The organism is Yoonia sp. (assembly GCF_046292185.1).
GTDB lineage: Bacteria > Pseudomonadota > Alphaproteobacteria > Rhodobacterales > Rhodobacteraceae > Yoonia.
On the sequence record NZ_JBKBQY010000037.1, the window covers coordinates 15732 to 29667 of the forward strand.

Below are 13936 nucleotides of genomic sequence, written 5' to 3' on the forward strand. Positions count from 1 at the left end.
CGGGGTCAAGCAAAGCGAACGCCCCGCGGCTGATTTCAGCGCGGGGCGTTGCATCATTCTGCCGGAATCGCGGTTTCTTCGATCACCAGCGGATGTGACAGGCGAACCAGCATTTCCTTGGGGCAGACCTGCACAAAGTTGCCTTTTTCCAAATCCCAGTGCTGCAACAGATCAGCGGCTTTGCGGCTGCCGGTTTCGCTGGCGTGGCGTTCGATCAGACCTTTGAGCTGATCATGCCAGTGATCGACGGTCACCGCACATGTCACCAGTGTTTCCTTGTTCATCAGCGCCTCCGCCGTGCCATTAGGATCGTAAAGATAGGCCGTGCCGCCGGTCATGCCTGCGCCGAAATTTGCACCGATTGAGCCAAGAATAACAGCGACACCGCCGGTCATATATTCGCAACCATTGGTGCCGCAGCCTTCGATCACGACATGCGCGCCGGAATTGCGTACGGCGAACCGTTCACCGGCGCGGCCAGCGGCGAACAGATAGCCCGCTGTCGCACCATAAAGCACGGTATTGCCGATGATCGTATTCTCGGATGCCACCAACGGGCTGACCATCGGTGGGCGGATCACGATTGTGCCGCCCGAAAGGCCCTTGCCCACATAATCGTTGGCGTCGCCTGACACCTCCAGTTTCAGCCCCGGTGCGGCAAACGCGCCCAAGGACTGCCCGGCAGAACCGCGCAGTTTGACCGTCAGGTGATCGGCTTGAAGAGAATTGCGCATCCCGAATTTCGCCACGATATGGCTGCTGGTCCGGGTGCCGATGCTGCGCAGCGTGTTCTGCACCGCATAATCAAGTTGCATCTTTTCGCCATCGTTCAGGAAACGCGCGGCATCCTGCACGATCTGCGCGTCCAGCGTATCGTCCACGGGGTTGCGCGGGCGGTGGCGGTCATAGCGGATCTTGTGCGCGCCATCGACAGTGATCAGCAGCGGATTGAGATCCAGATCATCCAGGTGCGCCGACCCACGGCTGACCTGCGTCAGCAGATCCGCACGTCCGATCACGTCATCCAGACTGCGCGCCCCGATGCTGGCAAGGATTTCGCGCACTTCGGTGGCGTAGAATGTGATCAGGTTCACCACCTTTTCCGCATTGCCGGTGAATTTCGCGCGCAGCGCGTCATCCTGCGTACAGACACCGACGGGGCAGGTGTTGGACTGGCATTGCCGGACCATGATGCAGCCCATCGCGATCAGGGCGGCGGTGCCGATGCCATATTCCTCGGCCCCCATCATCGCGGCCATGACGATGTCGCGCCCGGTGCGCAGACCGCCATCGGTGCGCAGCGTGATGCGTTCGCGCAGGTTGTTCATCGCCAGAACCTGATGCGCCTCGGTCAGGCCCATTTCCCAAGGCAGACCCGCATATTTGATCGATGTGCCGGGCGATGCCCCGGTACCGCCGTTGTGGCCGGAAATCAGGATCACATCGGCCTTGGCCTTGGCCACGCCCGCCGCAATCGTGCCGACACCGGAGGATGCGACCAATTTGACCGTCACCTTGCAGCGCGGGTTGATCTGTTTGAGGTCATAGATTAACTGCGCCAGATCCTCGATACTGTAGATATCGTGGTGCGGCGGTGGGGAAATCAGCATCACACCTTCGGTGGAATGGCGCAGCCGGGCGATCAGTTTGGTGACTTTCATGCCAGGCAACTGGCCGCCTTCGCCGGGTTTGGCACCCTGGGCGACCTTGATTTCCAGCTCTTCACAGGCGTTCAGATATTCCGCCGTTACACCGAACCGGCCCGAGGCGACCTGTTTGATCTTGGCGGACGGGTTGTCGCCATTGGCTTCGGGCAGGAAATGTGCCGGATCTTCGCCGCCTTCACCGCTGTCGGATTTGGCGCCGATGCGGTTCATCGCGACGTTCAGGGTCTTGTGCGCCTCTGGCGACAGGGCGCCGAGGCTCATGCCGGGGGTGACGAACCGTTTGCGGATCGCGGTGATGCTTTCGACCTCTTCGATCGGCACGGGCGTGCCCAGCGGTTTGATCGCCAGCAAATCGCGCAGATGGATCGGCGGGTTGTTTTGCATCGCCTTGGAATACTGCTGCCAAAGCGCATAGGACGCATTGTTGCAGGCGGCCTGCAGCATATGCATGGTCTGTGCTTCCCAAGCGTGCTTTTCACCCGACCGGCGTGCCTTGTAAAAGCCGCCGATGGGCAGCACGTCGGTGCCGCCTTTCCAGCCGCGCGCATGGACCTCTTCCACCTTGGCTTGAATACCGGTCGTGCCGATGCCGGAAATGCGGCTATGCATGCCAGGGAAATATTCGGCGACCATGGCGCGGGACAGGCCCACAGCCTCAAAATTCAGACCACCGCGATAGGACGACAGGACCGAAATCCCCATCTTGGACATGATCTTCAACAGGCCCGCGTCGATGGCGGCACGGTAACGCGCCACAGCCTCGGTCAGGTTGCCGTCGATCAACCCACGGTTCACGCGGTCGGCAATGGAATCCTGCGCCAGATAGGCGTTCACGGTCGTTGCACCGCAGCCGATCAGCACCGCGAAATAATGCGGGTCGATACATTCTGCGGACCGGACATTGACCGAACAGAAGGTGCGCAGACCCTTGCCTGTCAGCCCAGAATGTACGGCGGATGTCGCAAGGATCATCGGCATCGGCACGCGGTCTTCGGATTGATGCTGATCGGTCAGCACCAAATGGCCCGCGCCGGACCGCACGGCATCTTCCGCCTCTGCCCGGATACGCTGCAAACCCGCGTTCAGCGCGCCGCGATCAGGGGCAAAGGTGCAATCGATAAAGGCGACATTCTCGCCGAAATGATGCACCATTTCATCAAATTCGGCATTGCCGACAAAGGGGCTGTTCAGCACCAGAATTTCGGTCTGTGACGAATCTTCGTCCAGCACGTTCTTGAGGTTCCCGAACCGTGTCTTCAGGCTCATCACCCGGCTTTCGCGCAAGGAATCAATCGGCGGATTGGTGACCTGGCTGAAATTCTGGCGGAAGAAATGCGACAAGGGACGATAGGTAGTCGACAACACGGCAGACGGCGTATCATCACCCATCGAGGCGATCATTTCCTTGCCGTCTTCGGCCATCGGGGCCAGCACCTGTTCGAGTTCTTCGATGGAATAGCCCGCCGCGACCTGCCGCTTGCGCAACTCACCTCCATCGAACAGCGCCTTTTCAGGCACGTTGCGCATCAGATCATTCAGATCAACAACCTTTTCCACCCAATCGCCGAAAGGCTGGGCGGCGGCCAGTTTGTCCTTGAGTTCGGTATCGCGGTAAAGCCGCCCTTCGAGCATGTCGACGGCGATCATCTGGCCGGGACCAAGCGCGCCCTTTTCAACGACAGTCGCTTCGTCCACCGGCACCATACCCATTTCGGACCCCGCGACGAGCAACCCGTCACCCGTCACGACATAGCGCAAAGGACGCAAGCCGTTGCGGTCCAGCCCGCCGCAGACCCAGCGACCATCGGTCATGGCAAGCGCTGCGGGACCATCCCAGGGTTCCATCACGGCGTTGCAATAGCCGTACATATCCTGCCACGCCCGTGGCATTTCGACGGCCTGTTGCGACCACGCCTCTGGCACCAGCATGGTCTTGGCCATGGGGGCGTTGCGGCCTGCACGGACCAGCACCTCGAACACGGAATCGAGCGCGGCGGAATCGGACGCGCCCGATGGGATGATCGGTTTGATATCCTCGGCCTTGTCACCGAAAGCACCCGAGGCCATGCGGATCTCATGGCTTTTCATCCAGTTGCTGTTGCCCTTCAGCGTGTTGATCTCGCCGTTATGGGCCAGCATGCGGAACGGCTGTGCCAGCGACCATTGCGGGAAGGTGTTGGTGGAATAGCGCTGGTGATAGATCGCGAAGGCGGATTCAAAGCGCTGATCCATCAGGTCGGGATAGAATTCCGCAACCTGTTCGGCCAGCATCATGCCCTTGTAAATTACCGACCGGCAAGACAGCGAACACAGATAGACCCCAGCGATCTGCGCCGCAGCAGCGGCTTTTTCGATGCGGCGACGGATGATGTAAAGCTCGCGTTCGAACTCTTCCTCGCTCATGTCCTTTTCGCAGCGGATCAGGATCTGTTCGATCTCTGGCCTTGTCGCATTGGCCTTGTCGCCCAGCACTTCGGTGTTCACCGGCACGTGCCGCCAGCCATAGATATAGTGACCCATGCGTAGGACTTCGGATTCCACGATTGTCCGGCAACGTTCCTGTGCGCCAAAATCGGTGCGCGGCAGAAAGACCTGACCGACAGCGATCAGTTTGTCATCGTCAGGTTCATGGCCGGTGCGGCGGATCTGGTCATAAAAGAACGGGACAGGGATCTGCACATGGATGCCTGCGCCATCGCCTGTCTTGCCATCGGCATCGACAGCACCGCGATGCCAGATCGCCTTGAGCGCGTTGATGCCTTTTTCGACGACATCGCGCGACGGTGTGCCGTCAATCGCCACGACCAGACCGACACCACAGGACGCATGTTCATCATCGTCCCGGTATAGGCCGTTCTCGGCCATCCATTTACGCTTGGCTTCTTCTGCCGCTACCCAAGTCTGGTCATAGATGGTCATTGGCTTTCTCCTTCAAGATGTCGGCAGATGAGATGGCGAGGCCGCAGCCGTGCTTCGGGCGGGCGCTGAGGAAACCGGGTTCCCCCGGAAAGATAAATTCGACGGGAGCATTGTCGAGGGTGAACGTGTCGCCCGGCGTGGTGATCGTGCTGGTGCCGGACAAGAACATCCGCCAGTCGCGGCTGACATATTCATTGCCGCGGCTGGACCAGATTTCAGTGCCCGACGCATCATATGCAGTGATATGATAGTCGGTTTCGTCCAGCGTCACTCCGTCGATAGTAACCTGCCTGCCGGTCAGACTGTCCTGCCCGACATAGCGGGTTTCACCCACCTCTGCCGATTGCGTGCGGAAATCCCAGGTATCAAGGTTACTGGCAAAAAGCTCGGTCAGCGAGGCGGGGTCAGCCGGATCGGGTGCCAGTGTTTCGTTGATGCCGGCCAGTACATGAAAGCTGGCGATCCACTGCGCCTCTTCATCGATCTGACCCACGTAAGTCAGGCCCTGTTCATCCAGCGACACGCGGCGTTTCATACCGTCGGTATCACCGGAGCAGGTGAAATGATGGTCGACTTCACAGCTTTGGCTTTGCACGGTGACATAGGCGGTACAACCCGCAGGCAGCGAAAATGTCGACGGGCCCTGCGCGATGGCGGGACCTGCGGCAAGGATCAGGGAGAGTGCGATTCTCATGGCTGGAACCCGGATTCGATCACGTTGCATTCGTAACGGGGCTGATTGCCGAAAAATCCTGGCTCGCCCGGATAGATGAAATCGACAGGGGAGGAATCCCTGACCTGTTCAGGGTTTTCATCATCCCATGCCTGACCCAGAAAGAACAACCGATGCGTTTCGCTGACGAACTGGCGGCCAGAACCTGCGTAGATTTCATTTCCCTCGGCATCCATGGTGCGGCCCTGAAATTCAGTCTCCAGCAGGGTTTCGCCATCGATGACAAAGGTTTCGCCTGTCAGCATGTCGAAACCGACATGCCGTTCGGGACCTTCATCGGTGTCCAGCGTGAAATCCCAGGTATCCAGTCCCGTCGCGAACAATTCATCAAGCGATGCAGGATCATCAGCAGGCACCTGAAGCAACTCGTTCCCAGTGACTTTGTAGCTTTCCATCCACTGGAACTGGTCATCCACGCGCTGCACGCTGAACACTCCCGCCTGACCGATCAGCGCGATCCATTGATCGCCGGGCGCATCGGCGTCACAGGTCCAGACATTGACCATGACGCAAGCGCGGTGCTGCACGGTCAGTTTGCCGGTGCAGCCATCGGGGGCGGCAAAGCTTTGCTGGGCCATGGCAGGCGTGGCCAGCATCAGCGGCAGGATCAGCGCGGCGCGGATCATTCTGCCGCGACCGTGGCGGATTGCCCGAGATAATCAAGAATTGCCGTCGCCGCATCACGCCCGTCCCGGATCGCCCAGACGACCAAAGATGCGCCGCGCACGATATCGCCTGCGGCATAAACACCTTCCAGATTGGTCTTGCCGGTGGTGAAATCGGCCTTGATCGTGCCCCAGCGGGTCACGGCCAGTTCCGGCACACCCCACAGGGTCGGGATGTCCTCAGGTTCGAACCCCAGCGCCTTGATCACCAGATCAGCGTCTTCGACATAATCGGCACCGGCGATCACCTCTGGCATCTGGCGGCCTGTGACATCAGGCGCGCCAAGGCGCATCTTCTGCACTTTCACGCCGGACACGGGTTCGCCTTCAAACCCCTGCGGGGCGGCTAGCCAGATGAATTCGACGCCTTCCTCTTCGGCATTCGCGGTTTCGCGCTGCGATCCGGGCATGTTGGTGCGGTCACGCCGGTACAGGCATTTGACGCTTTCCGCGCCCTGACGCACGGCGGTACGCAGGCAATCCATCGCGGTATCACCGCCGCCGATGACAACGACACGCTTGCCAGCGGCATTCAGCGCGCCGCTTTCATATTCGGGCACATCATCGCCGAATGATTTGCGGTTGCTGGCGGTCAGGTAATCAATGGCGTTGACGATGCCGTCAGTCTCGGAATCGGGCAGGTCGCGGGTTTTATAGACACCGGTCGCGATCAGCACGGCATCATGCTTGCCCCGGATCGCGTCAAAGGACAGGTCTTCGCCCACGTTGCAGTTCAGCACGAATTGAACGCCGCCGTCTTCCAACTGCGCGATACGCTGCATGACAATGTCTTTTTCAAGTTTGAAACCGGGGATGCCATAGGTCAGCAACCCGCCGCCACGGTCATAGCGGTCATAGATCGTCACCTGCACACCCTGCCGGCGCAGCATGTCCGCCGCTGCCAGACCACCGGGACCAGCACCGATGATGCCGACGCTTTCATGGCGTTCAGCATGCGGGCGGATCGGCTTGACCCAGCCATTTTCAAAGGCAGTATCGGTGATGTATTTCTCGACCGATCCGATGGTCACGGTGCCGTGGCCAGATTGTTCGATCACGCAGTTGCCCTCGCACAGACGGTCCTGTGGGCAGATGCGGCCACAAATCTCGGGGAAGGTGTTGGTGGCCTGACTGATCTCATAGGCTTCCTGCAACCGGCCCTCGGCGGTCAGGCGCAGCCAGTCGGGGATGTTGTTGTGCAGCGGGCAATGGGTCTGGCAATAGGGTACGCCGCATTGCGAACAACGGCTGGATTGCTCCGCCGCCTTGTCACGGGCGTAATCGGCATAGATTTCGTTGAAATCCTGCTTGCGCAGATTTGGGGGCCGCTTTTCCGGCATGTCGCGGTCAACCACGGTAAACTTGAGCATCTTCTGGCCAGCCATCTGCCGTCCTCCCTTATAACAGAGCAATCTAGGTTCTAGAGCGTCCCCACGGGAATGAAAAGGCAGTATTACTGACCTATATTGCGGATTTTATGACTCGCGCACTGCGACGAGTGCGATAAATAGCGAAAATTAGGTCCGCACATTGACCTATATAGCCTCTTCCCTCGGTTTGCCAACCCGATAGGGTGCGCAGACCGAATCAGATTGGGCCATCGTCATGACTACATTCAACCTGCTCCTTGTCGCCTTCATCCAAGGCATGACAGAGTTTCTGCCCGTCTCATCATCCGGGCACCTGATTCTGTTGCCCATTCTGACCGGGCTGGATGATCAGGGGCTGGTGATCGACGTTGCGGCGCATCTGGGCACTCTGGTCGCGGTCATCCTGTATTTCTGGGCCGATGTGCGGCTGGCCTTCTTTGGCGCATTCCGGTTGCTGCGCGGCAAGGTTGATACCAAGGGCGCGTTCCTGGCGCTTTGCCTGGTGATCGCGACAATCCCGGTCATCATCGCCGGACTGATCCTGAAAGTAACTGGCCTTGCCGATGCCATGCGCGGAATCGCCGTGATCGGCTGGGCGATGATCATCTTCGGGATCATCCTCTATCTGGCGGACCGCAACAAACAGACCGCCAAATCCGCTGAGCAGTGGACGTTGAAAGATGCCGTGATCATGGGGCTGTGGCAGGCCGTCGCATTGATCCCCGGCACATCGCGGTCCGGCATCACGATCACCGCCGCGCGGATGCTGGGCTATGCCCGCCCGGACGCCGCACGCTTGTCGATGTTGATGTCGATCCCGACGATCATCGCCTCTGGCGCATTGCTAAGCCTTGATGTCATCGGCAGCGCCACCGCAGCCGATCTGCGCGATATCGCATTGGTGGCAGTCATGTCCTGCATCGCGGCCTTCGCCGCGCTGGCGATCATGATGCGTTTGCTGCGCAGCGTCAGCTATACGCCCTATGTGATCTATCGGATCGCATTGGGGCTGGTGTTGCTGTTCATCGCTTACAGTTGATCACATTCAGCGCGACGCCGGTCAGCGCCGCATGCTCCCCGCGGATTCCTTGATCGCGTCATATTGCCCGGACGGACGAAAGCGCCACAGATAATCCGGCAGGACCGCCATCATCGCTGTGGGGTGAATGCCCAGATCGGCAAAGGTTTTCGCCCCGTCACTGACCACATTATCAATGGCCAGATTTGCGACCTGATCCTTGGTCAACGGTGGTTTGATGATCCCCAGCGACACGGCCCTTGCCACGCCAAAGCCCATGGCCATCGCCCTTGCCATCCCGAATGGGATGTTCAAAATCAAGCGGCGACGGCGCACGATTTCCAGCATTTGTTGCATCAGGGCGCGGAAGGTCGCCACATCAGGCCCGCCCAATTCATAGATACCCGCGGGTGCCTGCCCCAGCGCGGCCTTGACCGCAGCGGCAGCGACATCATCGACATAGACCGGCTGGAACAATGTATCGGCACCGACGACCGGCAGAATCGGGCCAAAGCGGGACATGCCCGCAAAGCGGTTGAAGAACTGGTCCTCGGGGCCAAAAACAATCGACGGGCGCAGGATCACGGCACCCGGCATATGTGCAAGCACACCGGCCTCGCCTGCGGCCTTGGTACGGGCATACTGGCTTGGCGCTGCCTGTTCGGCACCGATGGCCGAGATATGCACCATCCGCGCCACCCCCATCTCGGATGCGATCCGGGCGATGCGGGTCGCACCGTCGGCCTGCACGGCGGCAAAGGTGTTCTTGCGCACCTCGGCAAGGACACCCACGCAATTGATCACAACCTCTGCGCCCATAGTCACGGCAGCAACACTGGCGTCGTCGCGGATATTGCAGAAAACCGGTTCGACCTGACCGACTGCGCCATAGGGGCGCACGAAGGTCGCCTGGTTGACATTGCGCACAGCGACGCGGACGCGCCAACCTTCCTGGGCCATGCGGCGGGCGATATAGCGACCGACAAAACCGGATCCGCCGAAGATAGTGACGAGCTTTGACATATGGTTGCCTTTGTTCAGGTTCAGCCTCCGTTTACCGCCCCGCCCCCTGTCAGACAAGGCGCAATCCTGCCGATTGAAAGATCATGCAAATTTCGCATCGAATCCCGTTGACACCGCGCGCGGGCAGCCTTATTCCCCGCCAAGCACACCTGCCCAGGTGGCGGAATTGGTAGACGCGCTAGCTTCAGGTGCTAGTATTGGCAACGATGTGGAGGTTCGAGTCCTCTCCTGGGCACCAATAAAACAAGCTTTTATTGATTGTAATCAATGCACTAGTTTGATTTCAGACTTTCCCAATCCACCCGTGAAACCACCCCAAGTGCAAAATGGCTAGGCTTCCACGCGCCTGAGAGCGCCATCAGCCAGCGGCCTCTGCAGATCAGCAACGTCGGTCCATGGCGCTGTCAGCCACTTCTCCCAGTCGTCCGGTTCGGTTAGGATCACAGGCATAGCCTTTGGGTGAACCTTCGCCACTTCGGCATTCGGATCGGTCGTCAGGAAGGCGTACAGCTCGTCTTTGGTCTCGCCATCCTTCAGCTTGCGCACTGAGGTCCACCGCGTCCAGATCCCCGCAAAGAATGCAGGCCGGTCATCGGTCATGGCAAACCAGACATTTGAACGGATGCCACCTTTCACGTCGGGTTCTGCAAAGCTGGTCAGCGGGACCAAGCAACGGTTCTCAGGCCCAAGCCATCGACGCCAGTGAGGCGACTTCGTGTTGCGCACATTGGTCACGCCACGATCCGTCTTTTTGTTCTGTAGGGCGAATTCAGGAGACGGCATGCCCCAGCGGCCCACGACCATTTCCCGGCCCTCCGTGCCCTCACGGATGATGGGGGCATGGTAGTCGGGATAGATGCCTGCCATCTCTTCAATGTTTCCAAGCCGGTCGATTGGCGGTTTTGGGAACAGGTTGCGTAGTGCGTCCTGTGACTTCGTCATGGAGTAGAGATTGCACATCAGATCCGCCTCCCACTCTGCTTCTTCACTGTAGGCCGACGGATAGGCCATGATCATCGTCTCATCAGATAGCTTCAACATGGGGAACCGCTGGACGAAAGCAAACGCATCCTCGACTGATCGCAGGTTGACGGCAACGCCATCGCCACGGCGGGAATGATGCGGCGTCACGGCAAAGTTGCCTGAACCTACATTTTCAAGCAGCCATTGATCAGGGTTGTTGTCTAAGCCGAGGGAAATCATCCCACGCTCAGGAAGCAGCACCCGAACGACAACAGGGAAGGCTTGTTGGTCGATTTTTAATTGTGATGTGCTGCGTTGGACCATGCAGGATACATGCAGAACAAAAGGTGATTCTGGAAGATGTACTTAGGCCAGCTAGCAGGCCATCATCACTAAGGCAGTGATAGTCGAGTGCCACGCGACTACTTATTTTTTCCTCAGGTCTGGGTGTATCCACCCATCTGGTGGTGCGTACTCCCGAGGCCTACGCACAGGGGGTGGACCGATCAGTATCTCAGGTAGAACACAGCGTTCGATATGATCACGTGTCAACTTAATCTTTGAATCGGCATGCTTCATGATGTGACTAGAAAAATTTCGTCCAGGCGGCGAAACGGTCGTCAGCTTCTTTTTTGGGAACTGTTGAGAAAAGAGCTTGACTGTCGCTGATTGATCCGAGTCCTGTGATAGCAAGTAAAAGTGATCAACCTCGTCAGTAAATGCATCTTTAAGGAGGTGAATTGCAACATTGATGTCGCCAGCTTTTTCTGTTGGCTTCTGCCATTTGTTGTCGCAGTTTCGGCAGCTTGCATCCTCATGCACATAGTGCCCTAGCTGCACGTCAACGCCTTTTATTTTTAGAGCATTTAAGAAGGTTTGATGTCGCCACTTCTTCTTTTCATCAGGGTAGTAAGCGGTGCAATAACACACCTTTACGAGCGTTTCAGATTTGCTGGGTATGATGGTTTCACCTAACCGCCAGTAGTCAGTCCATTTAAGGAAATTTTCCCCAAGATCATCAATGGCATGATAGAGATTGAAGCCGTCAATGTACAAACCTGCTCGAATTTTTCCACTCCCCCACTTGATTTTAACCGCCGCCGAAGGTATATCACCGTCATCAACGCGACGCGGTACGCCGCTAGCACACCCTCGGCTCCGGCTGAGGGTTTTTTATTGTTAGGGTGTAAATTTGTGATCTTCCAGCAAAATTTGCCGCTCCAATCCACCGTGTAATGGCATTTATCCGTGGGCAATGACCAACGGTGGATTTTGCGGAAACGACCGGATGTCAAACCACTTGAACCATGTGCCATCGTGGTTGGCCTTGTCGCCGCACCGAATGTAATGCCCATTGGCCTGCCGGATCAGCCCCGCACGGAACGCCTTAAGGTCGATCAGGCACCAAGCCTCCATACCTGTATGAGAGGCGTTGGCGTGGCCGTAGAACAGCCAGTCGCCCGCCCCATTCACTATCTTGGATAACACCGTCTCTGCACCTGATGGGACGCGTGACCGGATGGTGAATTCGTTGGGATAGCGGTTGCCATAGCCGGGGCGGCGAACACGGGCCGCAACACGAATGTCACGGGCATCCAGCATCATCAGGTCGGTGGCTTGAAGCATGTCAAATGGATCGGCAGCCACCTCTAACAGATGGCCACCGACAAGGCTGCGTATTTCTGGCAGAATCCGATCAGAGCAAGGCCGGTTGACGCTGTAGCTGTTCATGCCGTTTCCGATCCATGAAACGGTTTTTCGCTAGTTAGAAGCGCTTTTGTGAAGTTTTGTATTTACCCATATTCGTTTCTTTACTCTATAAAATGTTTTCACAACTATCGAGTAATGGGGACAGAGGTTGGCTTATTACTGACTACCGGATCGGCGTGGCTGCTCAAAACGACACTGAGAATAAACGTCAGCCCACTGAATCGATCATCACTATGGTCATCGCTTACAGTTCCTACCAATGCACGGACAATGCTAAAATCTTGGGGAGTCGGCGGACAGTGAGACACGCGCAAGCCGTTGCTGCCCGAGCTATGACTGCACTCGCGCTGACATAGCCGAACCCCAAGTGGAAAAGAAAATATACTCGGTCTGGACCCTGTAGCACACAGATTATCCAATGATGTCTGCCACACGTTCAGCGAACTCATATGCCCCAGACAGCACAAGCATCGTATCTAAGGATACAACCAAGAAGGCACCTGATTTCGCCAATTTAACACAAAGGTTTTTCATCTATTCGTATCCTCTTGCTTATGATAACTTTATATCAAAGGGACGTTATGATAGCAAGCTATCATTGGGGATATGGAGCAAATTCACATGACTTTTCAACGACAACTCAAGGCCGGCCGAACTATGCTGGGTATCGATCAACGAGAGCTTTGCAAATTAGCAAGAATTTCGATCGTAACGCTGCGACGCCTTGAAGGCCCGGCCGAGTATGCCCAACTCGTCTCGCCAGAGACTGCACGAAAAGTTAAGGAAGTGCTGGAAGCGCATGGTTTAATTTTTCTGAACGCCGGGGAGACTTCTCCTGGGACAGGCGTTGCCATCTCCAATGCCAAGCTATTGTAGAAGACATCATTTCAATCGCTGAAATGTAAACGCTTCAAGCTCAGGATTAGTCTTGGTGAACCACGTTAGTCGACTCTTGATGGAGGATCAGTGAGGTAAACGGCCTGCGTTCGTAGCGTAGCTGCAATGGTTTGAATGGTGAAAATGGGCCGGTCTGGTCGATCAGCAGAGGTCGTCACCGACGGGCAGAAACTGATCATTCGCTAAAGCTACGAGGCCAGAAAACTTCGTCGACCGAAGCAGTCACTCGTGGGTGAACTGACGCCAGCATAGATGAACGCTCCCAGCCCAAAGCAGACCCATGTCTAACAACTTGCTGCGCCTGCAGGCTCATGCAGGTCAGGCAGAAAGTGTGAGTTCGCTGCGGGTGCGAGGGGCTTGCGCCACATATAGAACAGCGGTCATTCATCAAGCCAACCATGCCGCCTACATCATTACCGCATCACAGATTCTACAGCTCGAGCGGTTAGATGGCGCCTGACTCCACCAAAAAACTAATCTCAAGCTGTTTATTTTATTATATTAATTTAACGAAGTACAATTTGATTGGGTCATTTGCTAGGCTACAGTGCGCTACATATTTTGAACAGCCATGATTGCGCTAACAACTGATATGCCCTTCAATGGTGGCTGACATAGTGAGCCGCCACAATCGCAACACAACATCGGACGACGTTCATGGCTCTCTTTGTACCTATTTGTATGACTTCGGCGAATGGAAAATGTCAGTTCGCTTGATTGAATGATTGGATATGCATATGTTGTTGAGGCATGACGATGAGGGCTTTCGCACGAAGGTTTCTCGGCAGCTTGATGTATCGATGCGAACTGATCTGGGACTGTCGATCGCCAATAAATTCATTATAGCTATCATCATATTTTCTGTGGTGGACCTGTCGCGTATTTGTGCCGCTCCAAGTGCTCGTTTAAGCCACCTTCCGTTCGAAGGCGACAGGGCTTTTCCAGCCCAGTGTTGAATGGCGTCGTCGCGG

At 56.9% G+C, this 13936-nt stretch carries 10 protein-coding genes and 1 tRNA gene; 3 read left to right on the plus strand and 8 right to left on the minus strand.

The features are described 5' to 3' along the window. Positions 1-53: 53 nt before the first annotated feature. Genes gltB through ACK4TM_RS08715 form a run of 4 tightly spaced genes read right to left on the minus strand, consistent with a single transcriptional unit; the run spans position 54 to position 7369 of the window. Positions 54-4586, minus strand: a complete 4533-nt coding sequence (gltB, locus tag ACK4TM_RS08700) for a glutamate synthase large subunit (protein ID WP_409699794.1) — start codon at positions 4584-4586, stop codon at positions 54-56. After that, positions 4573-5280, minus strand: coding sequence for a hypothetical protein (locus ACK4TM_RS08705; RefSeq protein WP_409699797.1), 708 nt, complete (start codon positions 5278-5280; stop codon positions 4573-4575). Before ACK4TM_RS08705 ends, gltB begins: the two co-directional genes overlap by 14 nt. Then, entirely contained in the window at positions 5277-5945 is a 669-nt protein-coding gene (locus ACK4TM_RS08710; protein WP_409699800.1) for a hypothetical protein, read from the minus strand. Before ACK4TM_RS08710 ends, ACK4TM_RS08705 begins: the two co-directional genes overlap by 4 nt. Next, positions 5942-7369 (minus strand): NAD(P)-dependent oxidoreductase, encoded by a 1428-nt coding sequence (locus ACK4TM_RS08715; RefSeq protein WP_409699803.1) that lies wholly within the window; start codon positions 7367-7369, stop codon positions 5942-5944. The genes ACK4TM_RS08710 and ACK4TM_RS08715 overlap by 4 nt, the downstream gene beginning before the upstream one ends. Before the next feature lie 220 nt (positions 7370-7589). Between ACK4TM_RS08715 and ACK4TM_RS08720 the strand changes: the two genes are divergently transcribed. Then, the gene (locus tag ACK4TM_RS08720) at positions 7590-8393 is read left to right on the plus strand and encodes an undecaprenyl-diphosphate phosphatase (protein WP_409699806.1); all 804 of its coding nucleotides are present in this window, start codon (positions 7590-7592) and stop codon (positions 8391-8393) included. A 21-nt stretch (positions 8394-8414) separates the two neighbouring features. Here ACK4TM_RS08720 and ACK4TM_RS08725 read toward each other — a convergent pair whose 3' ends face one another. Further along, entirely contained in the window at positions 8415-9395 is a 981-nt protein-coding gene (locus ACK4TM_RS08725; RefSeq protein ID WP_409699809.1) for a complex I NDUFA9 subunit family protein, read from the minus strand. Positions 9396-9546: 151 nt separating this feature from the next. Between ACK4TM_RS08725 and ACK4TM_RS08730 the strand changes: the two genes are divergently transcribed. After that, a tRNA-Leu gene (locus tag ACK4TM_RS08730) sits at positions 9547-9633 on the plus strand. Positions 9634-9725: 92 nt separating this feature from the next. Here ACK4TM_RS08730 and ACK4TM_RS08735 read toward each other — a convergent pair. From ACK4TM_RS08735 to ACK4TM_RS08745, 3 genes are all read right to left on the minus strand, one after another. Further along, positions 9726-10682, minus strand: coding sequence for an SOS response-associated peptidase (locus tag ACK4TM_RS08735; RefSeq protein WP_409699812.1), 957 nt, complete (start codon positions 10680-10682; stop codon positions 9726-9728). 102 nt (positions 10683-10784) lie between these two features. Then, on the minus strand, positions 10785-11414 hold the full coding sequence (locus tag ACK4TM_RS08740) for an NYN domain-containing protein (protein ID WP_409699815.1): 630 nt from the start codon (positions 11412-11414) through the stop codon (positions 10785-10787). 186 nt (positions 11415-11600) lie between these two features. Then, on the minus strand, positions 11601-12089 hold the full coding sequence (locus tag ACK4TM_RS08745) for a hypothetical protein (RefSeq protein WP_409699818.1): 489 nt from the start codon (positions 12087-12089) through the stop codon (positions 11601-11603). A gap of 636 nt (positions 12090-12725) precedes the next feature. On the opposite strand from ACK4TM_RS08745, the gene ACK4TM_RS08750 reads away from it, so the two are divergent. Beyond that, the gene (locus tag ACK4TM_RS08750) at positions 12726-12944 is read left to right on the plus strand and encodes an XRE family transcriptional regulator (protein WP_409699821.1); all 219 of its coding nucleotides are present in this window, start codon (positions 12726-12728) and stop codon (positions 12942-12944) included. The last annotated feature ends 992 nt before the right edge of the window (positions 12945-13936 follow it).

Coding starts and splice junctions, on each gene's coding strand:
- ACK4TM_RS08720 (WP_409699806.1), top strand. CDS start 7,590: ATGACTACATTCAACCTGCTCCTTGTCGCCTTCATCCAAGGCATGACA.
- ACK4TM_RS08725 (WP_409699809.1), bottom strand. CDS start 9,395: ATGTCAAAGCTCGTCACTATCTTCGGCGGATCCGGTTTTGTCGGTCGC.
- ACK4TM_RS08750 (WP_409699821.1), top strand. CDS start 12,726: ATGCTGGGTATCGATCAACGAGAGCTTTGCAAATTAGCAAGAATTTCG.
- ACK4TM_RS08735 (WP_409699812.1), bottom strand. CDS start 10,682: ATGGTCCAACGCAGCACATCACAATTAAAAATCGACCAACAAGCCTTC.
- gltB (WP_409699794.1), bottom strand. CDS start 4,586: ATGACCATCTATGACCAGACTTGGGTAGCGGCAGAAGAAGCCAAGCGT.
- ACK4TM_RS08745 (WP_409699818.1), bottom strand. CDS start 12,089: ATGAACAGCTACAGCGTCAACCGGCCTTGCTCTGATCGGATTCTGCCA.
- ACK4TM_RS08715 (WP_409699803.1), bottom strand. CDS start 7,369: ATGGCTGGCCAGAAGATGCTCAAGTTTACCGTGGTTGACCGCGACATG.
- ACK4TM_RS08710 (WP_409699800.1), bottom strand. CDS start 5,945: ATGATCCGCGCCGCGCTGATCCTGCCGCTGATGCTGGCCACGCCTGCC.
- ACK4TM_RS08705 (WP_409699797.1), bottom strand. CDS start 5,280: ATGAGAATCGCACTCTCCCTGATCCTTGCCGCAGGTCCCGCCATCGCG.